This is a genomic window from Parabacteroides sp. FAFU027 (assembly GCF_022808675.1).
Lineage (GTDB): Bacteria > Bacteroidota > Bacteroidia > Bacteroidales > UBA7332 > CAXXIC01.
On record NZ_JAKZKV010000004.1, the window covers coordinates 86162 to 109070 of the forward strand.

The following is a 22909-nucleotide window of genomic DNA, read 5'->3' on the forward strand; positions in this document are numbered from 1 at the left end:
AAAAAGCAGCGCAAAGATAAAAAAGTTTATTCAATAACAAGCGGTTATGGCAGCCGGCTGGAATACTGCGATGATTTTTTGTTATGAAATAGCGCAGAAACCCTGTGTTATGCTCTGTAATTTGTCTTTCGGACCGACTAATGTCACCAAATCGCCGGATTGAAACAGCATATCGGCGGCCGGTTGCACCACTTCGCCGTCTTTTCGCTGGATACTGATAACCAGGGTCTGAGACTGATGAAAGTTTGTCTCCCGGATAGTCTTCCCGATGAAGAAGGAATTCTCCTCGATGGTCAGGTTTTTCATTTCCACACCGACCGACTCTTCATTTGAAAATTCTACCGTCTGGCGAAGTTCCACCAGCTTGCCAAAACTCCTGATTTGTTCGTCATTTCCCACCACCGATACGCGGTCGTATGGCATCAGTTGATCCCGTGCTCCCGGAATGTGAATGTGTTTGCTTCCCCGGTGAATGCTAACGATGCTCACTCCGTAATTATTGCGGAAATCCGCCTTGTAGAGGTAGCGTCCGATCAACTCGCTGTCCGGCGATACCTCAAATTCCGCCAGGTGGATGTCATGGATGAGGTTGTCAATGCGTGGGCGCTGTGCATTTTCCCGTTCATTGAGGTGGCGTATCATCGTTTTCTCCAAATGGATCACCGTTCTTCGGATCTGTTTGGAAAAAAGGATGACCAGCATACACAACACCGCGAAACCTACGATTGTCCCTAACCGGAAGGAGTAAAAATGCACCAGCACGGTCATCACAAAGACCAGTGAGATGAGGAAACGCAGTACCGCGATTGACATCAACGGGCCGTGGTTGTAGCGGGAGTCCACCCACATGGAGCGGAACAGGTTTCGTTTGACCCTTTTGAATGATAAAGACCAAAGCAGCGGAGCCATAACGGCCAGGGTAGAAGCGCTGGCGACCAGACTTCCGATCCCGTCGCCCCATTTGCCAATCAGAAACGGGGTGAGGAATTTAAACGAGCCCCAGACGATTCCGCTCAACAGGATAGCATGGATCAGTACGTGCCAGGTGACGGCATTGAGCATCTCTTTCCACTCCGACTGGCGGTTGACGGTGTTTGATCCTCCCGAATAACGTTCGAGGAACTCCACCCACCGGGCTGGAAGGACCTTAAGCAGCCACAGATAGACCGGCCCCGACATCCGCATGATAAACGGGGTGGTAAAGGTAGTGATCACCGATACCGCCACGGCTACAGGATAGAGAAACGGTGCAGTCACCTTCAGGCTTATTCCCAATGTGGCTATGATAAAGGCAAATTCACCGATCTGGGCCAGGCTGAATCCCGACTGGATGGCGATTTTCAATGGTTGTCCGGACAACAGGATACCCGTTGCCCCGAAAAAGATCTGCCCGAAGACAACAACCGTGGTCAGTATTAAAATAGGAAATGCATATTCGACCAAAACCGGCGGATCCACCAGCATACCCACCGATACAAAGAAGATGGCGCCAAACAGGTCTTTCACCGGTTTGATAATCTTCTCGATACTCTCCGCTTCAAGGGTTTCGGCCAGAATTGACCCCATGATAAAGGCGCCCAGTGCCGACGAAAATCCCACCGAATTGGCAATGACCACCATTCCCAGGCAAAGTCCGACTGCCACAACGAGCAGCGTCTCCGCATTGAGGAACCGTTTCACCTTTCGCAGAAATAGCGGAATCAGGTAAATACCGGTAAAGAACCAGAGTAAGAGGAAAAAGACCAGCTTGAAGATGCTTTCCGAGATATGGATGCCCTCCACCTGTTGCGTTACGGCAATGGAAGAGAGGATTACCATCATCAGGATGGCAAAGAGATCCTCTACCACCAACACTCCAAACACCGTGGTGGTAAACTTCTGGCTCTTCAGTCCCAGGTCGTCAAAAGCCTTGATGATAATGGTGGTGGATGACATCGAGAGCATCGCGCCGAGGAATATGCTGTCCATCTTCTCCCAGCCAAGTAACTTGCCGGTGGCAAATCCCGACAACATCATGCCCGACATGATCAATACCGCCGTGATGATAGCAGGCCCGCCCGTATGGATCAGCTTTTTGAAGCTAAACTCCAACCCAAGCGCAAATAGCAGGAAGATAATCCCGATTTCGGCCCACAGATGGATACTCCCCACATCCTGCACCGATGGCAGGAAGGGAAATTTGGCCGAAGCCAGGAAGCCGGCCACGATATAGCCCAGCACAACGGGTTGTTTGAGCCACTTAAACAGTAAGGTGATCGACCCGCCGAGTATCATAATCAGCGCCAGGTCGGATATGAGGGGAGCTAAATGCATAATGGTCTGCTGTTGGTTATTTCCCAAAGATACCAAAAAAGTAAATTGCCGGAATGTCTTTGCGGTCTCCTGTTAACGATTCATTGGCAGATAAAGATCAGTTTTTGGTATTTCTAACGGAGTAAGAAGGGTTTCTTAATTGAATGTTATTTGCCCTAAATTCATAAGGCTATCCCTGGTGTAGATATAGTAAAGCTTCCATGGATTGCGATAATCTATATGAAAATGTTTTTCTACGGATTTGTCTGAAGTGAGTGATAAGCTTACGGGTGTCGCGGTTTTTAACCGCGATAATATTGTGAAAGAATCAGCGGTTAAAAACCGCTACACCCATAATGGACTGCTATGAATGAACGTTTACTCGTTGCTTTTTCATCGAATCAGCTGGAGAATTGCAAGTAACTTCAAATTTGCCTCAAAGCCTCTTCGTCTCAAAGTATAGTCAAACAAGTTTCTCGCAATTCGAAACAGTTTGACTATATAAGCCCCGGCTTGATTCTTTCTCAGGAAAAAGGAAGAGTCTCATAGCTTCCCGGAGAGTTTCTAAACAAATTATAAGTTCAATTGCATGGTTGTTTTTGTGAAATAAATTAAATTTGGCAATCCGAAAAGACTAAGCTGCTTTCTTTCCCTCTTCAATTGGTCTGTAATCGGTTTAAACACTATAAATATTACCACCATGATGTCATTTGAAAACTTCGAGTATCATGAGTCAGCGTTGCCTCAGGATGAAAATGAACAAAAGGAATTCTTTGAAAATCTGGAGAAAGAATTTTGTCGTGAGCTGGAAGGCTCAGACAAAGCCCGCAAATATTTTGAGAAGTACCACCCCGATTCTATTCCCTCCTTTATCAAACAGTATGCCAGCCAACGCATGCAGCTCATTAAGTATCAAAGCATGTATGTTCATGTTTTTCAGCGGAGGGAAGATCATGATCTCTACATTCAGCAGCTCGCCGAGAAGGCATTGGATTTTATTCTCCAGAAAAAGCTCTTTAACCTGCAATTAAAATGGCGGGCTGAGCAAATCAGGATCAAAGAGATCAATATGTCTTATGACTTTCAGTTTTGGGGTTCTCATATCAGATCATGCCCTTTTATTCCCCCGATTGAAAAAAGAGAAATAGAGATCATGAAAAGGTTCTTGCTCAGTCCGGAACAGGATAATAGTTTAACTGCTTTTCGTTTATTAGACTGGCAAGATTACGATACTGTCATGGAGAAGGACGAAGAGGGAGATCGTTCCTATATGCCGGATTGGTATGAATGGTATGACCTTCATTTGGGCACAATTGGGTTATTTTATCTTTCGGATATCCGGGGGCAGAAGGAGGAATACTACTTTCAGCTTTATCGGGAAGATCGCAGGGCGAAGAGTGCTGATATAATAGCTCAGAAGGTATCGGATGATCCAAGGGAACGCTTGTATGCATTTGAAAAAGAGGTTCTTGCTTTTGCCCTATATATAGAAACAGATCGCCATTTTATTGAGTTATTCAGATATTACGGTTATTATGTCAAAGAGGGTCAAAGGGGATTTGATCAATGGAGGCTAAATGAGGCCGTTGATATACTCGCTCTGGCTGATCGTCCGGTTTATCTTCCCGGGCATCTACCCTGGCATGAGTCTATACTTGAAGGTTTGAATAGATATCTCAATGCCCGGGTGGTTGAAATACTTGACTTTGTGTGTGATAACTATGTTACACTAAAAGAGCTGGGCATTTCAAGAGGCGAAAGTGCCGAATCGCTACAAGAAAAATATGAAGCCGATTGGCTTGTAGATTTTTGTAGAAAAGGAATTCTCACAGGGCGCAAACTCAAAGGCGAGCCGGAAGACTTTAATTTTTGAATGGAAGGGAGGGCAGAAGTTCTCCTTTTTTGTTGCGTCTCATTTTGCTTTTTAATTTCTTTCCGCCACCATTATTGTATAGAAAAACAGAGATAGGACATAACCCTGTATTGAAATGTTACCTGCCCCTATTTGTTGATAAATGATTGTATCTAATGGCTGTGGAGTCTCCTGCTCAATTGCCTCCAGCTTTAGCTGGAGGACAAAAGTGAGAGTATATCGGCTTTAGCCGAACAAATAACAACAATATAAGCAGGTAAATCATACTACAAGAATTCGGCTAAAGCCAATATTCTAAACCAAATCAACAATCCTCCAGCTAAAGCTGGAGGCAATTGATCTAAAAGATCAGGATTATCTAAAAGTCTATCCTAATTTCCCCTTTTCCCCCGAATTGGTTCAAACTTTTTCCGCATCAGTGCACACCTGTATAGATGTTTAGGTTACCCATAATAATTCATTGGCAATATGTAGATCTCTTTAAGTCAATTCCTTTCCTATTGCCTTCTTTTCAATTGCCTCCAGCTTTAGCTGGAGGACAAAAGTGAGAGTATATCGGCTTTAGCCGAACAAATAACAACAATATAAGCAGATAAATCATACTACAGGAATTTGGCTAAAGCCAATATTCTAAATCAAATCAACAATCCTCCAGCTAAAGCTGAAGGCAATTGATCTAAAAGATCAGGATTATCTAAAAACCTATCCTAATTTCCATTTTTCTCCCGAAATGGTTCAAACTTTTTCCACATCAGTGCACACCGGAGAGAAAATAGTGTACACTGTAGAAACTCCGGTGCGAACTTTTCCGGCTCCGGTGTCCACTGTAGCGGAAAAAGTGTCCACTGTTACCGGAAAAGTGTGCACCGGAGGAATAAAAGTGTACACTATTGTGGAAAAAGTGTACACTGTTGTGGGAAAAGTGTGCACTGTTGCCGGAAAAGTTCGCACCGTACGCGAATAAGTATGTGCTAAATGTGTATATAAGTTTCGCTAATCAGAAAAATTAGTGCTAAATGTTTTGGCAGTCTGTTTCTTATTTTCAGTGTAAGAACAGATTCTTTTTAGTCTGTTGATGTAATCTGATTTTGCTGACGATTGTGTTGGGTTAGAGGTGCTGGATTCGTGATTAGTGCCGTTCTTTAGTGGGTTATATTCTTGTTTTGTTTTTATAAATGCTATAATGTGAGCGGTTTAAGTTCTTTTTGATGGTTCGGATAACAATCAGGTATTTTTAGCGGATTATGATGTTTTGTATTGTTTGCATAAGCTGACAGTTGATTTGATATTGTATTAATGAATATCCCGATATGCACCTAAGCCGTTTAACGAAACTCATATTGCGGTGCGCTGCACCTAATGTTGAGTGGGATTATCCATATTCTACAGATATTATGGTGCTCTGCACCAATTGTCAGCATATAAAGGGACAAAGTCCCGTGATATTTGGAGAAAAATTGAATCCCCGGAAAACAAAGGTGCAGCGCACTGTAATATAAGACTCCGATTCGATTAATAGATGATTATACGGATATTCATATTGTATTATCATGAGACGATCAGGAATGGATTGATTAAGATTGTTGGTAAAAATATTTAGTGTTGCAATTAAAATAGCAAGATTTGATAATTATTGTTTTGTTGCGAATTGTAATTTTGTGATACAAAGCTGTTGTAGATGATAAACGAAGTTGCAAGAAAACGCATAAGCCAGATGATTGATTACATAGAGTCTCACCTGGATAGAAAGATGAGCCTTGATCATTTTGCTGATGTGGCCATGTTCTCAAAGTATTATCTGTTTCGTCTGTTTAAATTGGAAACGGGAGAAACGATTTTGAGATTTGTAAAGCGTCTGAAGATGGAACGCGCCTATCGGAGAATTCTGATGGATCGTTCGGTAAATATAGAGGATGTTTCCATGGAGTTGGGATATAGTTCCTGTTCTAATTTTTCAAGAGACTTTCGTCTTTTCTTCGGGATGTCCCCCTCTGAGGTTCGGGTAGATTCCGGGTTGTCGGTCAGAGGTGCATTGTCAGGGGAGGAGAAGTTTCCGGTAGCCTTTAAAGGAATAGAAGTGTATCCCGATCGGTATGTCGCATATCTGAAAGTCACAAAAGGATATCAGCCCGATGCTATTATTGCCAGTTTTATGGACCTGTTTGACCTGGCCTTTCGGGAAAACTTCAAGGTAAGTCAGGCGGTTGGACTTCCTTGTAATGATCCGGACCGTACTCCTGCCGGAAAGTGTATCTATGATACCTGTCTGGTGATTGATAAGCCGCAGGGGCGGTTAGCTGATTATCCCTGTAACTTCAAAACGGTGAAAGGTGGATGCTATGCCGTATTCCGGTTTGAGGGGAATAAATATCAGTTTCCGTTGGCCTGGAATTATATTTATGGGAAATGGCTGGTGGAGAATGATTATCAACTGGACGATGCCCCTCGCCTCGAAGTTTTCGATCATCTTGATGGAGAGGTGTCCGAAGTGTTGAAAGCCTGCCTCTGTCTGCCCGTAAAACCTCAGAATCAGAAGAGGGTGCGGGAATAACCGGAGAGCATGGAAATGGAAAACTAATAATCGATTATAGTATATATCTCAGAGAATTGAATCGTAGTATTAACAACTAAATTTTGAAAGCTATGTCAGATGCTTCCAGAATTCCGCGGGGGATAGATGCTTTTAGTCCCTACATCGGAACTACGGCGACTTACTTGACAGCCGGAACACCAGAGACGAACGCCGAACGTCTCGGGGTACTTCCCAAAGAAGTTGCCCAGTGGACGAGCTTTTCTGTTGAATGGATCCCACTTTACACTTTGTATTGTGACAAATTGAATGGACGCACGACAGCGGTGACTAACAGATTGTATGATATCATTGACCGCTGTATTACTTTTGATCAGACCTACCATATCCTGGACCGTATTGCCGCTTCACCTAATGTGACTATTGTTGATTTATCTACTTTCAACATTAAGAAAGGTGCATTGCAGAAAACAACCCGCTCTGTTGCAACCACTCCGGTTCTTGCAGCTTTGCAGGCGTTGGGTGGTGGATCTTTCTACATCAAATGCCGCAGCACCACAAGCGAGCGGGCTTCGATCCTCGAAGGTGCGGATTGTGTACAGTTTGTCTATGTGGTAGGCGATACTCCTCCGACTTCTGCCGAAATGGCGGGTCTCTCAAAGGACATCTCTACCAAGGCTTGCTTTACTCTTCAGCTCGGTGCGGGAAGTTCGGCGAAGTACCTCTACATCTACTTCCGCTGGTACAACACCAAGCATCCCGAATTAGCCGGCCCCTGGAGCAGTATGCAGATGAGTTTGATTATGTAGTTCTTTGGTGTTCGCTCATACTGTTTGAAACCCGACCTCTTCTCCGGTGATTGCCGGGGAGGGGAGTCGGGTTTGGTGTGAAATGGATTAAGCCTCATCGCACCGGACATAAAACCGTAGAAAGGTGATGTTCCGTTGGTGGGATTTGCAATCCCACTTTCTTCATACTATGAGCATTTGTAATGCGAAAACAAATAGGCAGAACATTAGAGGAATTGCTAAAATGCTTAATTTTATAGCGGAATAGTTTGTTGTCGGATTTTAAATCCTAGTAGTATTTAAAAGGTGGGATTGCAAATCCCACCGACGGTTCCGCTACTTTATACGGTATATCCGGAGGGGCGGGGGAAGTGATGTGTGGTTAAGATGTGATTATTTTTCCCTTTTCCTTCATTATCAGAATTTGAAATCCGAAAAACAAAAAGAATTGATATTTAAAGCATTGTGAAAATGCTTATTTTTATAGCGGAATAGTTTGTTGTCGGATTATATATTCTGATAGATTTTAATAGGCGAGATTGCCAATTCCGCCGACGGTGCAGTTGCTTTGGGTAGTGAATCCTGAGCGACTGAGTCAATCACATCAAATTAACGTTCTATCCCCTTGTGAAAAATTATAACCACTATGAAAGCTCTTATATTTTTATCATTTCTATTATTTCATTCCATGTGTGTTTTTTCTATAGAAAATCAAATAGATAGTTTAGGCTTAAAACAAGGTAAATGGACTGAGTTCGAAGCGCATCCTAGTAAGGAAGGCCTTTCGATTAGTGATTTGGATGATGGAGAATCAAATTATGAATATAATTATAGCTCAAAACGGCTAGATGTTTATAAATTCAGTGGGGTTTATAAAGATGGGTACAGAAATGGGGTATGGAATATTTATTCGGATTCTAATCAGTTGCTTTTTGCAATTAATTACAATAAAGGCATCATTGAAGGTCAGTATATAGGATATGATGATAATGGGGATATGATAAAGTGCTACATATCTCGGACTGTAAAAACGAAGGTTGAGAGATATACAAAGACAGGTGAATTAAAAGAAGCTTACTATACTTCCACCAGGACGTTATTAGAATATATTTATAAATAGCTACCTCCGTAGCATTAGATATAAAACCGTAGAAAAGTGATGTATGGCAACGGCAGGATTGCATTCCGTCTTTCCTGTACTATAATGATTTAAAATCCGAAAGAACATTCGTCGCATTGCTGAAATTCTTAATTTTATGGCGGGATAGTTTGTTGTCGGATTGCATCCTATTAGTATTAAAGAGATGGGTTTGCAATCCCACTGACGGTTTCACTAATTCCTGCGGTATGAATATTCGACGGGGGCATTATAAAAAACAACAACATGCGAAAGAAAACGAGGTTGATATTATCACTTACAATTATTTCTGGAATTATCTTATTGAAAGAGATAATGATTGATCATTTCTTCCCTGATCTAACCTTTATTAATGGTACTTTGACAATTACAAATAGGATTGTCGACGACTTTGCATTTTCGATATTTATCCTCAGTATTCCACTGCTTTTCAACGTGCGAAAGATTTTAACAATACCTTTAGGTGTAGTCTTGTTCTCGTTTTTCTTTGTAAATTCTTGTGCTGAAATATATCCTTTCGACACAACCACCGAACCTGTTGATGTTTCAATATTGAAGACTTATGATAGCGGAAGTAAATTGATTATAAGAGAATACAAGAATGTAAAGACCAACGAAATAATTCATGACACTGTTTTAGTGAAAGATAATTTTATATTCAGACAAATAATTGACGAGACACAAAAAACAACGAACCGCTAATATATCCCACCGACGGTTTCGTTAATTCCTACAGTGTATATATGCTACGGGGTGAGGGGTTATTGGTTGAAGGATTAACTAACAAATATTGATATGTCTTGGAGTATTGTTTTTATTGTGATTTTAACTGTTGGGGTATTGCTAGCTATTTATTCGGCAATACTTATTTATAAATCGGTAATAACATATAATTGGAGTTTAACTGAAGGGAAAATTGTTTTTTCTCAGATAGAGACAACTACATCATCTTCTTCTTTCGGAGCAATTGATGGTTATAATGCATCTATTCGATATACCTATATCATTAATGAAGTAGAGTATATTTCACGAAGAATTTATTATGGAGATAAGATCTCATTGGGGTTCCCTTTTATTGCAAATTCATTATTAAATGAATTTACTATTGATAAGAAAGTGGATGTTTTTTATAATCCTCAAAACCCATATTGTTCTGTCTTAAAGAAAGGTCTCCATTTTGAGGTTTTTTTTGCGTTATTATTTGGTATATGTTTTGCGTTAATAGGAGCGTCTCTTTTATTGGGCCTTATATGATATTCATTGCTAAAAGCAAGCTGTCCGGCTTGCAACATTAGTATTGACAAGAATATGAAAACAGTTTCAATAAATTGAATGTCTGGAACTGCTTGTTTCATAATGCATGATGGTGACGCAGAGACAATCGGAGAGGAATGTGTATTTTAGTGTAGCTGTTCTGGAAATCAGGCGTTTTGTTTAATAAGGGAAAGTTTGGCGGTTTTGTTTTTTCAACGAGAATGTAAGGAGCCTGTTGTCGAATGGTTGAGTGCGATTATTGAGGTTTGTTGATGGAATTGATAATCTACTGTGTAACGTTTTCGCTTAATGGGTGCAGCGGTTTTTAACCGCTGATTCACTCGTCATAACGAAAATAATAATGCGGTTACAAACCGCATCACCCGATTGACTGTGGGTTATATCAAATTCAGCGCAAAGTTATCGTTAGTCTTTCTTTGTATAGCTTTGACCCTTATTTGTCGTTTCTCCATCTTTCCTTATCTTTGTTCCTATCAAATCAACCCCATGACCCACAAACGTATTTCGCTGAAAGACATCGCTAAAGAGCTGGGCCTCTCCATCTCTACGGTATCGCGGGCGCTCAACGGGCATCCCGAGATCAGCGAAGCCGTGGTGCAGCGGGTTAAGGCGTTGGCGGAGGCATGGAATTACTCGCCCAATCCATTCGCGATGGGATTGCTGCGCTCCAATACCAAAATACTGGGGGTGATTGTGCCGGATATCGTTACCCATTTCTATTCCTCCATCATCAGCGGGATAGAACATGTGGCGAGAGAGAATGGATATTACATCCTGATATCAACATCGCACGAGAGTGTTGAAAAAGAACGGGAGGTTGTTGAAAACTTGTTGAAAACCCGTGTTGAAGGAATCATTGCCTGCCTGTCGCAGGAGACCATTACCTTTGACCACTTCCTGAAACCGGCTGATTATGATACACCTGTGGTTTTCTTTGACCGCGTTTGCCTGCCGGAGAAGTTTTCAACAGTAACGGCTAACAACCGACAGTCGGCCTACACCCTTACCGACCATTTTATCCAACACAACAGTCAGCGCATTGCCTACCTGGGCGGACCGGCTCACCTCAGCATCAGCCGTGAGCGCAAGAACGGTTACCTCGGTGCATTGGCCAAAAACAGACTGCCGGTAGATAAGCAACTGATCCTCGAAGATAAGATGTCCTTTGAGGCGGGAGTGGAGTGGGTGAACCGTTTGCTTGACCTGCCCCAGCCGCCCGATGCCTTTTTCTGCATGAACGATATGCTCTCCTTTGCCGCCATCCGGGAGATTAAGCGCCGGGGGCTTCGCATCCCGCAGGATATCGTGATCGGGGGCTTCTCCGATGAGTTTCACTCTACCTTTATCGAACCGTCGCTGACGGCTATTTCACACCCCACCTTCGAGATGGGATGCCGGGCCTGCGAACTGCTGTTTGCCCGACTCCGCGGGGATAAATCGGTGCATCAGGTGACAGTGGATTGTTCCCTCGAGGTGCGCGACTCTTCCCTTCGCTAACCGGCTCATTCCGTTCCCTTTGGGCAGAATCATTTTTTTGAGTTATCTTTGCCGACAGTTTTCCAAAGGCTTGTTTTTGCCCCTGATTGGCTTTGCTGATCTAACGATTCCCCTCAAGGGGACTTTGTTTTCTACGATTAATTCACTCAAAGTGCCATTAATATCAATCCGGTTGCTATTGATGGGCTTTCTACAGCAAAAGCCCCCTTCAGGGGGTGGGGGGTGAAGGCGAATGCAGGGGAAATCATCTTTATTGAATAGCGAAAATATTATATATGAGATACCAGATTAATGCTCCGCAGAAAGTAACCGGAGAAATCAAACTACCCGCTTCGAAAAGTATCAGCAACCGCGTGTTGATTATCAACGCCCTGAGCTACAGTGACCATGCCGTGAGTAACGTGGCGGATTGCGACGATACCAACGTAATGCTCAAAGCCCTGGAGTCGGACGACTGCAACTTCGATATTGGTGCAGCCGGTACTTCGATGCGCTTTTTGACTGCTTTCCTCTCTAAAATCGTTGGCGAGTGGACCATTACCGGTACCGAGCGGATGAAAAACCGTCCCATCCGTATCCTGGTGGATGCGTTGAACAAGCTGGGCGCTAAAATCGAATACATGGAGAAGGATGGTTATCCCCCGTTGCGCATCTATGGTAGCGCATTGCAGGGCGGTGACCTGTCGCTCGACGGCAGCGTGAGCTCGCAATACATCTCGGCGCTCCTGATGGTGGCACCGACGATGGAAAACGGACTGAACCTGACCCTGGAAGGTAACGTTATCTCCAAACCTTATATCAACCTGACTCTTCGTCTGCTCGAAGAGTTCGGAATCAAATCAAGCTGGGTGGGCAACACCATCAAGATCAAGCCGCAGGAATTTATCCCGAAACCCTTTACCGTTGAATCGGACTGGTCGGCGGCTTCTTACTGGTATCAAATCGCCGCACTGAGCAAAGATTTCGATATCGAACTGCTGGGCCTTTACAAAAACAGCTACCAGGGAGACTCTAAGCTGACCGAGGTATTCAACAAGCTTGGCATCGTAACCAAATACACCGACAAAGGGGTTCGCTTGCTCAAAGGTGAGGTTGTGACTAAAAAACTGGTGAACAACTTCGTGGATCAACCGGATTTGGCACAAACCTTTGTCGTTACCTGCTGCCTGATGGGAATTCCTTTCTACTTTAGCGGCCTTCAGACACTCAAAATCAAGGAAACGGACCGTATCCTCGCTCTCAAAAACGAGATGAAAAAACTCGGTTACCTCATTACCGATAAAAACGACTCCATCCTCGAATGGAACGGCGAACGTTGCGAACCGGAAGCGGAACCGGTGATTGCTACTTACGAAGACCACCGCATGGCAATGGCTTTTGCCCCTGCTGCCCTGAAGATGGAGCACATCACCATAGCCGAACCGCAGGTGGTGTCGAAATCTTACCCGCAATACTGGGAACATTTGGTCTCAGTGGGATTCGGGATCGAATAAGAGAACATTTATCATAATATTATACGCAAAAAAGCCTCCGGAAGTTGTTTTCCGGAGGCTTTTTCAGTAAATAGATTCTTAGGGTTGCCTGAATTTATATCCGACAGAAAGTGTCAGTACAAGATTTTTCAGATCCGGATTGGGATTCATAGCCACATCTGCATTGTTTATGTTGGATAAACCGATGGATGTCCCAATATTTGCAAATACTTTACTGGCAAACTCATACCCAACATTGGCTCCGATTCCATAATCCACCTGTTTATAGTTGTACCAGGGATAATAGTTCATCATATCCTTGGAGTATAGATTGAAGGATTTAGTTGTTTTCTTGCCGTTTAAGGTTGATTCGTATGTTCTCTTACCTCCAACGCCAATGGCAAAATACGGCCCGACTGCGATAACAATTCTGCCTGTCCAGGAGTCAAAATTAAAAACAGCGTTGATTGGGACTTCAATGTAAAGAGGTTTGTCAGAATAATCATAATCCCTGATTCCGTCGTTGATATCGGGGATATCTCCATACGCGGAAAGGATTCCTGCGTATTTGGCTCCTTTCTGAGATAACAACAACTCCGTTTGAATAGAGAAGTCATAGTTTACCGGAAATTCCACCACTCCGCCAATGTGATAGCCTGGGATTGATTTAGCTCCTTTGCTGTCATCCCCGTAAAAGGAAGAGAGATTCATGCCTGCTTTTACCCCGAAGCGCTGGGCGAAAGAATAACCGGATAACATGGAAAGCAGGATAAGTAAAATCGTCTTTTTCATAGTCGCACAATCTAAGGTTGATAATGATACTGAATAATGTAGTCGCACTTCGTCTTTTTTACATAGAAAAGAGGTCTCTTGTCAATTCAATAAGCGAGATTTAGATTTGAAGAAAAAGAGAACGACGGCGCCTGGATAGTTTGACGTTAACAGACTATAAACCAAGTCTAAGTTATATCATATATTCAACAAAGGGTTATGTTTGATTGTTTGGTAATGCGGAATAATAAACTGACTTCTGAACCAGGTTTCATTCTTACTTATCCCGATTTCAGCATTAAGGAAAATTAGAGTCGGGAGGCCTTGGGGAGGGGCAAAATCATTTACCTTTGCAATCACTTTAAAACAGAGTACACCGATGAATTTATTCAATTATACCCGCCGCAAAAGTTCCGAAGTGAAAATCGGAAACATAACGTTGGGAGGAGACAATCCTATCCTGATACAATCCATGGCCAATACCTCTACCAACGATATCGACGGTAGTGTGGAGCAGGCTATTCGCATCATCAATAAAGGGGCAGACTACCTGCGTTTTACTACTCAGGGACTGCGTGAGGTGGATAGCCTCAAAGAGATACATGCTAAACTGCGTGAGAAAGGTTACACCACTCCGTTGGTTGCCGATGTTCACTTCAATGCAAGCGTGGCGCTGGCTGTTGCTTCCGTCGTGGAAAAGGTGCGCATCAATCCCGGAAACTTTGTGGATGTTGCCCGTACCTTCAAGAAGCTTGAATTTACCGATGAGGAATATGCGCAGGAGGTGGAGAAAATCCGTGAGAAGCTGGTTCCTTTTCTGGATATTTGTAAGGCAAATAATACTGCTGTTCGTCTGGGTGTAAATCACGGCTCCTTGTCTGACCGCATCATGAGCCGTTACGGCGATACACCGGAAGGCATGGTGGAGTCGTGTATGGAGTTTCTCCGTATTTGCATCGGCGAGAATTTCCACAATCTGGCTATTTCCATCAAAGCCTCCAATACAGTCGTGATGGTACGTACCGTCCGCCTGATGGTGGCCCGCATGGAAGAGGAGGGGATGGCTTTCCCGTTGCATTTGGGTGTTACCGAAGCCGGAAATGCAGAAGATGGCCGCGTCAAGTCCGCTTTGGGAATCGGCGCCTTGCTGGCTGACGGTTATGGTGATACCATTCGTGTTTCCTTGAGCGAAGCGCCTGAAAACGAAATCCCGGTTGCCCGTAAACTGGTCGATTATATTGCTGAACGCAATGGCCATGTGGCCATTGATGGTACGGTAGCTCCTGACTTCAACTATTTTGCACCTGCCCGTCGCAAGTCTATTGGTGTAAAAGGCATCGGTGGTTCGAATACCCCGGTGGTAATTGGCTTGGGAGACTCGGAGATTGCTCCTTTTCCCGACTTTCTGATTACGTCAAATGGCGTTGCTGACCGTAACGGTTCTGCTTTTCCTTTTATTCAGGTATTGGATATGGAAGGTGTAGAAAATGTAGGTCCGTCAGTAATGTGTCTGACTTATCCTGAGCTCAATGTCGATGTGATTGAGATTCTGAGAAATAATCCGGCAGTTGTGATATTATTGATGACCAGTCACAAGAATGGCGTGGGTGAGCAACGTGCCTTTTTCCATAAATTAATGATAAACGAGGTGGCGAATGCAGTCATCATAAACCGGGATTATCAGGAAAATGATGTCGAAGACCTGATGCTGAAAGCTGCCGCTGATTTCGGTCCGTTGTTGCAGGATGGATTTGGTGACGGAATCCTGATTACGAACAACGGTACTGTATCTGACCAGCAAGTCAACAACCTGATGTTCGGTATTCTTCAGGCTGCCCGCCTGCGTATGAGTAAAACGGAGTTTATCTCCTGTCCGGGTTGTGGCCGTACGTTGTTTGATCTCGAATCCACCATCGCAAAGGTCAAAGATGCTACCTCTCACCTCAAAAACCTCAAAATCGGTATCATGGGCTGTATCGTAAATGGTCCCGGAGAGATGGCCGATGCTGATTATGGTTACGTAGGAGCAGGCCGAGGGAAAATCAGCCTTTACAAACAAAAAGAGTGTGTCGAAAAAAATATTCCGGAAGAGGAAGCTGTTGAAAAGCTGATTGCATTGATCAAACAACACGGCGACTGGAAAGAAAAAGTATAATGGATAATTTCGAAGATAAGGCGAAAGCTTTCGAAACAGAAAGCATAAGTCGCCTGCTTTATAAATATTCTTTGCCGGCTATTGTCGGTATCATGGTGAATGCGATCTACAATATTGTGGATCGCATTTTCATCGGTCAGGGGGTGGGCTCTTTAGCCATCTCGGGACTGGCCATTACCTTCCCGATTGTAATATTGCAGGCAGCCTTTGGTATGTTGATTGGTATCGGAGGTTCTACCCGTATCTCTATCGCTTTGGGACAAAAAGACAAGGAAAAAGCAGAACGCATCCTGGGAACCAGCATTATCCTGTCGGTCTTTTTCTCCCTGCTTTTCATCTGTTCGGCATTCTACTGGCTTGATGATATTCTCCGTTGGTTCGGCGGAACGGAAAAGACGATCCCATTTGCCCGGGAGTATATGCAAATCCTGATTCCGGGAAGCATATTTTCCACCCTTACCTACAGTTTCAACAATATGATGCGGGCGTCGGGCTATCCGACCAAGGCGATGGTGGTCATGCTGATCAGTGCCGTCCTCAATGCGATTCTGGCCGCATTGTTTATCTTCGTTTTCCACTGGGGGATCAAAGGGGCAGCAATTGCTACGGTGATTGCCATGTTTACCACATCGGTAGTCGTAATGCACCACTACTGTAGCAAAAGCAGTTACATCCGTTTTCATCGGAAGAATATCCGGTTGGATATGGATATTGCCAAACATATCATCTCCATCGGGCTTTCTCCCTTTCTGATGAATGTAGCTTCCTGTATGGTCAATGTGATCCTAAACAATGCGCTTTTGAAGCATGGTGGAGAGCTGGCGATTGGCGCCAATGGGGTAATCAATAGTCTGGCGGTTCTGGTGGTAATGGGAGTGATTGGTTTTTGCCAGGGAATGCAGCCCATTATCGGGTACAACTTCGGCGCAGGAAACCGACAACGGATGAAACAGACGCTCTCGCTGACCATTCGTGTTGCTTCATTGGTGACTTTGTGCGGATTTGCGATGGCGATGCTTATCCCTAAGCAAATTGCGATGGCCTTTACGACTGACCCGAAGCTGATTGAGCTTTCGGTACTTGGCTTACGAACCACATTGCTTCTCATGCCGATTATTGGCTTTCAGATTGTGACTTCGAGCTTCTTTCAGTCAATCGGACTGGTGAAGGTTTCTATTTTTCTCAGCCTTTCCCGTCAGGTATTGTTCCTGATTCCGATGATTCTTATTCTTCCCAACTTCTATGGATTAAAAGGAGTGTGGATGGCGACTCCGTTTGCCGACTTTATCTCGGCTACACTAACCCTTTGTATCCTTTATTACAACCGTAAGTTGTTTGCTCCTCAAGCGGCTTAAATAACCACAAAGACACCAAGAGCACATAGTTACACTAATGATCTTAGTGAAGCCAGGTGCTCTCAGTGCCTTAGTGGTATAATATTATTCTCCTACCAGTTCTCTCCCGATAATCTCCGCCGTGTCGGCCACAAAACGGGCACATGGATTTTTAGCCAGGTATTCCCCAAAAGGATCTGCGAGATCGGCTTCCGGTTTGGCTCGTTTGGCATCGAGCAGTTCGCGGCAGATGATAGTGCCATGCTTTTCGCGGAAAGGAGTTGCTACTCGTTGCACCGCAGCATAATTTTCCATCTTGGCTTCTTTGTTTTCGGGATCATCAGCCGGGTATTTCAGTCCCACCAGCATAAATGCGCCGCTAAGCGCTCCGCATACTTCACGCATCCGCCCCATGCCACCTCCGAAAGGAGCTGCAAGTTGTTTTGCCAGTTTTTCCTCTACATGATATATGTCGGAATAGGCGAGAAAGACCGCCTGGGCACAATTATACCCCGCCCGGAAGTTCTCGATGGCGCGTTGGCGGCGTTCGGTAATATCAATAGATATAGACATTCGTATTTGGTTTTGGTTTGAAAAAATAAGGACAAAAGTACTATTTCCCTAAAATAAAAAGAGGATATTTCTCCGAAAAGAAATACCCTCTGATTTATGAGTTGCTGTGAACGGTTGAGATTATTTCAACAGTTTCAGAAAGTCAGCGTTTTTAGTAAACTTAGCAAACTCGATGTCAGTAGCAGCTTTTTTAGCCATAGCGCTGTTTTTGCTTACTGCATCTTTCAGGTTGCTCAATACCATGCTTTCGTTGTTGGTGCGAGCGCCTACGATAGCCATCAGATAGCTTGTAGTAGCGTCTGGAGTAGCAACGGCAGACAAAGTAGATTTCGCTTTGTTGTAGTCTTTCACGAGGATTTGAGCTACAGCTGCATTGTTGCTTTTTGTATCGCCGAATGCGCTTACTGCTTTAGCATATTCACCTTTTCTCAGGTAAAGAGTACCCAAAGCTTCGCTCAAAGTGCTTGCACCTGCAGCTTTACCGAACAGTTGCTCAGCGTTAGCAGTCTCTTTGTTGTTCAAAGCAACCAAACCAAGGTTCATAGAAACTTCAGGAGCTGAAGCAGATACTGCTTTTGCTTTGTTGAACAAAGAAGTTGCTTCTGCGATTTTACCTTGCTGGTAGTTAACCACACCTAAGTTGTTGAATCCACGGAAATCTGAAGGATAGATTTCAGTTGCGCTTTTGTAGATAGCCGCTTTGTCAGCACCAGGGATAGTAGCTGCGTAAAGCAGTTCTTCAACATTCAACGCTTTAGGATTTTCTTTAGCCAGTTTAGCGATCTCTTCGTCTGATTTGCCGATGATTTCATAGCTTGCAGTCAAACGAGAACGACGCAACTGAGGCAGGATTTCGTCAGCAATAGTAGAGAATGCTGCAGAGATATTTTTGATTTGTTTTTCTCTTTCTTCCGGATCCTGGTAAGTAGAAAGTACGCGAAGTACCAACTCTTTGTCCTGGATGTTTGATTTTTCCATCAACTCTTTGAATCCGTCCCAGTCTTCAGCAGTGAATTTAGAATCAAGAGTCGTATTTACTTTCGATTTTTTCAACTCTTTTTTCAGGTAATCCAACGTGTTTTTCTCACGTTTTTCAGCTAAAGTAGTATTCAGTTTCATGCCACCATCAGGAGAAGCGTAAGAAGAAACTTCCACACCGGTCAGCTTTTGGTTAGCAGCAACAGAAGTTGATTTGATGTTTTTCTGAAGATCTGTAACTGATTTTGATTTCAACTCGCTTGCACGAAGATTAGCTTGCTGGATAAGGAACATGATGTTCGCTTTGTAAGCGTCTTTGATGATGCGCTGGAATTTGTCCGGAGCGATAGCCGGTGTAGCAGCGGCAGCAGTAGCAATTTCAGAAGTAGAGTTAACACCATCAGCCACTTTTACGCGGGGAATAGAATACTCTTTGCTGCCCACTTTCACTTTGAAAGTCAGGTAAAGCTCAGAGCTTCTCATACCTTCTTCGTAAGTAAAGCTTGCAGGAACCACCACTTTACCACCTTCTTTGTAGTTGATAACCTGGTTGTTTGCTTTTACTTTCTCACCCTGAAGGTAAACAGGTGCAGATGCCACTTCTTTGCCTTCGAATACCATCACCGGAGTAACGGTAACTTCTGCTTTTTTGTTGAAATACTTAGCAGGAATAGTTCCTTCGATAGTAGCTTCCACTTTGCCGGCTTTAGCCTCAAGCGGGTTAGGAGTACATTTGAAAAGATCTGACGACAATGGTCCCATCTGTTTGCTACATGATGAAAATGCAGCTACCAGAGCGATCAGGAACATTGACAGCTTCAATGTTTTTCTCATAGTTTAAATAGTTATGTGATTAATGCAAATTTTCGACGGCAAAAATAGTGTTTTAATTCGCATTTGAGATTCAGAATTTGAGACAAAGCCATAGTCGGTTTGTTTTTTTAGTTAAATTAAGGAATGACGGAGGTTGTAAATGCTTTATCTCTCTGTCGTTAAGCTGATTTTTAATGGCTATTACAGAGAATAGATCGGATAAAACCGGTAGAAAAAGAGAACAAGCCGGTCGCTATTCGTTTCGTATCGGTCGCAGGCGATTTCCGGTCGGTAGTAGTTTAATGCGAACCGGTCGCAGTTCAATTCCGGTCGGTCGCAGCTCAATTCGGGGTGGTAGCAGCTTTACTCGGGTCGGTAGAAGGAGATTTCGGATCGGTAGTAGCTCAATTCATGTCGGTCGCAGCTTAATTCTGGGTGGTAGTAGCTTTACTCGGGTCGGTCGCAGGAGATTTCAGGTCGGTCGCAGGAGGATTCGGATCGGTAGATACTCAAAAAAGGAAATAAAGAAAAACGCCCAAAACTCAAGCAGCTTTGGGCGTTTAATATATCATTTCCCCGGAATCAACCGAACTGGTCCGAGCAGACCCGAAGGCATTGGCGCCCAGTGTCCGTATTTGGTTTTCTGGTATTTGATGTCCACCATGTTGATTTCTTCGAATTTGCGCCATTCTACACCGCGACGGTCATAATCTGCAATTCGGTTGGCGGGTAGGTTGGTTACTTCCACTTCGAGGGTGTTTTTACCCGGACGAAGGTATTGTCCCACTTCTGTACGGTATGGAACCGCCCAAAGTGTACCCACAGACTGACCGTTGATCGTTACACGCGCGCTTTCACGGACATCGCCCAAATCAAGTACCCAGCGTTTTGTCTCAGTTGCAGGTAAATCGAATGTAACACTGTATTTTCCTGAACCTGCATTGACTTTTGCATTCGGATTATCCAGTTCTGTCCATGAGCAAAGTCTGTCGATATTGAACGTTCCGCTGATGGCCGGTTCACTTTCTGTAAAGGAAAGACTCCAGCCTTTATCGATATTGAGGCTCAACTGGTCCGCTGTGAAGTAGCTCCATGGCTCGGCTTTTACATCAGTTTTATCAAAGGTCTTCAGGATGGTCGATTCACCGGATGCCAGTTGCAGATAGACCTGCGTTTTACCGTCTTGTTTGCGGATTTTAGCCAGACCGCTTTTGCCCGTCATTGGGTCAAACAGCATGGCCGATTGAGCATCCACACCTAACGTTACCCATCTGTCAATGTCCTTGCCCTGAAGGTTGCTGAAGAAGTAGTGATTGCCGGTCTCATTTTTGCGGCGGATGCATTTACCGCCCAGGTCGGCTTTGAATTCTTCCGCTTTTACACCACAAGCGCTCAATGTCTTATTATAGTCACTGCCGGTAATGATGCGGCCTTTGCCGTAATTGAGCACAGAAACCTGACCAAATGAAGCAGGCTTCGGCAATTTAGCAGCCAATGTTTTGAAGATCGCACGACGTTTCTCCAGATTAGCCAGACCGGGAACATCTTCCGGATATTGTCCGGTGAAGACTACTGTAGCACCGTTTTCAGCCAGCTTTATCAGTTTTTCAAGCACATCTGCCGGAAGCAGGTGTACATCGGGGACGATAATGGCTTTATAAGTGCTGCCACCGGCGGTTTTCAACAATCCGTTTTCGCTGGTAGTCGATTTGATGAAATTGTCGGAAATGTAGTCCACATCATAGCCACTCCCGGTGATTTGGTGTACCATGTCGATAAACTTAGGAGCCTGTTTTTCCAGATTGTGGATGGAGAAGGCAATGTATGGCGATTTGCGCTGGTCATTCCAGATGTCATAAATCGGCAGGTAAAGCAGAAAATCGTTGTCAGGCTTGCCATATTGCAGGAACGATTGGCAACGGGTGATGTAGCTGAACATCGCGTTGGCATCCTTCCAGATGGTGTTGGTCGGTGACATATTCACAGAGGCATAGAACAGCCACCCCGGCCATGCTGCATCCTGTGGTGAATAGGGTGTACCGTGGAAGAACATGTGATTCACACCACCCAGAAACATCAGGTCGATGTCCGGTTTACACTGAGACAATGAGGTGCGGAAATGCTCCGTCAGCCAGGTCAATGTCTCCGAAGAGGTCAATGGTTTTCCCGAAATGTGAGCAGCCGATGAGGCATATTTCAGCGTAGAAAGATTCGAATCGTTTTTCTTGATCAGACTATCTTTGCGCAATCCTTTGATATTGAATTCCGAGATACCGAAAGATTCGCATTCCGGAATATCCACCGTAGCATACAGGTCAATCAGGTTGCCGGGTGAACCATGTGCCTGGTTGCGGGTCAGAGCACCGTGTGAATGCGCCCAGTTGGTCCAGTTTTGAGTGAAATTAGTGTGCAGCATTTCTGCTATTGTTACTCGGTAATCGGTGAAGATGCGGGCACGGGTCTCATCATTTCCTCCACCTAAAAATTCGGGCAAATACATCTCCAGCTTGTAACCGTGCATTTTGTAAAATGCCTCAAGCAGACCGGGTGTCCAGTCTGCATCATATACCTCGTAGGAATCGTTGAAGAAGGCTTTTGGGAATGCTGTTTTTGTCGATTTGAAGGCATCGTCGAAGCGTTTGAAGTAATTGTCCACCGCTTTTTTCGAGAAGTGGTCCATCACATAGCCCTGTCCTCCGGGTGCAGCACGTTTAACCATTTGCAGGGTTTTGCCTACAAATAGTCCGATAAGTCTCCATTCGCCTTGTGGAGCTGTCCAGTTAAGCGAACCGTCTGCTTTTACATTGGTAGTGATATCAAGCTTTTTACCATCATTGGAAAATGCCATAAGGCGGGAAAGCCGGGCAAATTTCACCTGTTTGGGGTCATTTACCTTAATCTTTTCCGCAAGCGATTCTCCGCCTTTCAGTTTATATTCCTGGACGATCACCTTGGTCGCTGCATCCTCAGCCGAAACGGTCGGGCCACCGAATGGCCATCCGGTACCGTTATTCATATCAGTCTCCATGCCCAGGCGTTTGTTTTCGGCTTCGGTATGTTTGAGCTGTGCCATCCATTGCGGAGACAGATATTGCAGGTTGCGCGCTTCATTGCCTTTTACACCGTAAATAGGAGTGATTTCTACACCCCCCAATCCGGCTTTGGCATATTTTTCGAGATTGTAGGTCAGGTTTTGCTGGTCCACAGCATTTCCCATCCACCACCAACGGGTGAAGGGCTTGGCTTCTGTTTTTACCTCCGGCCAGGTGGTTGTTTGGGCAAAGAGGCCGCAGGAGAAAAGAAGTCCGGTAGCAAGTAGGTTTGTTTTTTTCATATTCAGAAGAAGAGACCCCACCCCGGCCCTCCCCGAGGGGGAGGGAGTAGAGACGCAAGCGGTGTATTCTTTCTCCCCTCCTTGAG

15 protein-coding genes are annotated in these 22909 nt (G+C 44.4%); 10 read left to right on the top strand and 5 right to left on the bottom strand.

The annotated features are described in order from the left end of the window. Positions 1 to 81: 81 nt before the first annotated feature. Positions 82 to 2313: a cation:proton antiporter gene (locus MLE17_RS07825; protein WP_243348199.1), complete on the bottom strand. Its 2232-nt coding sequence runs from the start codon at positions 2311 to 2313 to the stop codon at positions 82 to 84. A gap of 679 nt (positions 2314 to 2992) precedes the next feature. Here MLE17_RS07825 and MLE17_RS07830 point away from each other — a divergent pair. The 8 genes from MLE17_RS07830 (at position 2993) to MLE17_RS07865 (ending at position 12886) form a co-directional block, all read left to right on the top strand. Then, positions 2993 to 4165: a hypothetical protein gene (locus MLE17_RS07830; RefSeq protein ID WP_243348200.1), complete on the top strand. Its 1173-nt coding sequence runs from the start codon at positions 2993 to 2995 to the stop codon at positions 4163 to 4165. A gap of 730 nt (positions 4166 to 4895) precedes the next feature. Further along, a complete protein-coding gene (locus MLE17_RS07835) occupies positions 4896 to 5129 on the top strand; it encodes a hypothetical protein (RefSeq protein ID WP_243348201.1) in 234 nt (77 codons plus the stop codon). A gap of 714 nt (positions 5130 to 5843) precedes the next feature. Continuing rightward, positions 5844 to 6716 carry a GyrI-like domain-containing protein gene (locus MLE17_RS07840; RefSeq protein ID WP_243348202.1) on the top strand — a complete coding sequence of 291 codons (873 nt, stop codon included), beginning with the start codon at positions 5844 to 5846 and terminating at the stop codon, positions 6714 to 6716. Between the two features lie 92 nt (positions 6717 to 6808). Beyond that, the gene (locus tag MLE17_RS07845) at positions 6809 to 7504 is read left to right on the top strand and encodes a hypothetical protein (RefSeq protein WP_243348203.1); all 696 of its coding nucleotides are present in this window, start codon (positions 6809 to 6811) and stop codon (positions 7502 to 7504) included. A 625-nt stretch (positions 7505 to 8129) separates the two neighbouring features. Further along, a complete protein-coding gene (locus tag MLE17_RS07850) occupies positions 8130 to 8603 on the top strand; it encodes a hypothetical protein (RefSeq protein WP_243348204.1) in 474 nt (157 codons plus the stop codon). A gap of 813 nt (positions 8604 to 9416) precedes the next feature. Further along, positions 9417 to 9875 carry a DUF3592 domain-containing protein gene (locus MLE17_RS07855; RefSeq protein ID WP_243348205.1) on the top strand — a complete coding sequence of 153 codons (459 nt, stop codon included), beginning with the start codon at positions 9417 to 9419 and terminating at the stop codon, positions 9873 to 9875. 507 nt (positions 9876 to 10382) lie between these two features. Beyond that, a complete protein-coding gene (locus tag MLE17_RS07860; protein WP_243348206.1) occupies positions 10383 to 11393 on the top strand; it encodes a LacI family DNA-binding transcriptional regulator in 1011 nt (336 codons plus the stop codon). 275 nt (positions 11394 to 11668) lie between these two features. Continuing rightward, positions 11669 to 12886: a 3-phosphoshikimate 1-carboxyvinyltransferase gene (locus tag MLE17_RS07865; protein ID WP_243348207.1), complete on the top strand. Its 1218-nt coding sequence runs from the start codon at positions 11669 to 11671 to the stop codon at positions 12884 to 12886. 78 nt (positions 12887 to 12964) lie between these two features. Here the strand turns inward: MLE17_RS07865 and MLE17_RS07870 are convergent, their stop codons facing one another. After that, positions 12965 to 13657, bottom strand: coding sequence for a porin family protein (locus tag MLE17_RS07870; protein WP_243348208.1), 693 nt, complete (start codon positions 13655 to 13657; stop codon positions 12965 to 12967). 358 nt (positions 13658 to 14015) lie between these two features. Here MLE17_RS07870 and MLE17_RS07875 point away from each other — a divergent pair, with 358 nt between their 5' ends. Next, complete coding sequence (locus MLE17_RS07875; protein WP_243348209.1) at positions 14016 to 15791, top strand: 4-hydroxy-3-methylbut-2-en-1-yl diphosphate synthase; 1776 nt, start codon at positions 14016 to 14018, stop codon at positions 15789 to 15791. Then, entirely contained in the window at positions 15791 to 17146 is a 1356-nt protein-coding gene (locus tag MLE17_RS07880) for an MATE family efflux transporter (RefSeq protein WP_243348210.1), read from the top strand. Before MLE17_RS07875 ends, MLE17_RS07880 begins: the two co-directional genes overlap by 1 nt. Before the next feature lie 84 nt (positions 17147 to 17230). Here the strand turns inward: MLE17_RS07880 and MLE17_RS07885 are convergent, their stop codons facing one another. The 3 genes from MLE17_RS07885 to MLE17_RS07895 all read right to left on the bottom strand — a co-directional run bounded on the left by MLE17_RS07885 (position 17231) and on the right by MLE17_RS07895 (position 22823). Next, positions 17231 to 17698, bottom strand: a complete 468-nt coding sequence (locus MLE17_RS07885) for a C-GCAxxG-C-C family protein (RefSeq protein WP_243348211.1) — start codon at positions 17696 to 17698, stop codon at positions 17231 to 17233. Between the two features lie 120 nt (positions 17699 to 17818). Next, positions 17819 to 19510 carry a tetratricopeptide repeat protein gene (locus tag MLE17_RS07890; RefSeq protein ID WP_243348212.1) on the bottom strand — a complete coding sequence of 564 codons (1692 nt, stop codon included), beginning with the start codon at positions 19508 to 19510 and terminating at the stop codon, positions 17819 to 17821. Positions 19511 to 20057: 547 nt separating this feature from the next. Beyond that, on the bottom strand, positions 20058 to 22823 hold the full coding sequence (locus MLE17_RS07895) for a glycosyl hydrolase (protein WP_243348213.1): 2766 nt from the start codon (positions 22821 to 22823) through the stop codon (positions 20058 to 20060). Between the last annotated feature and the right edge of the window lie 86 nt (positions 22824 to 22909).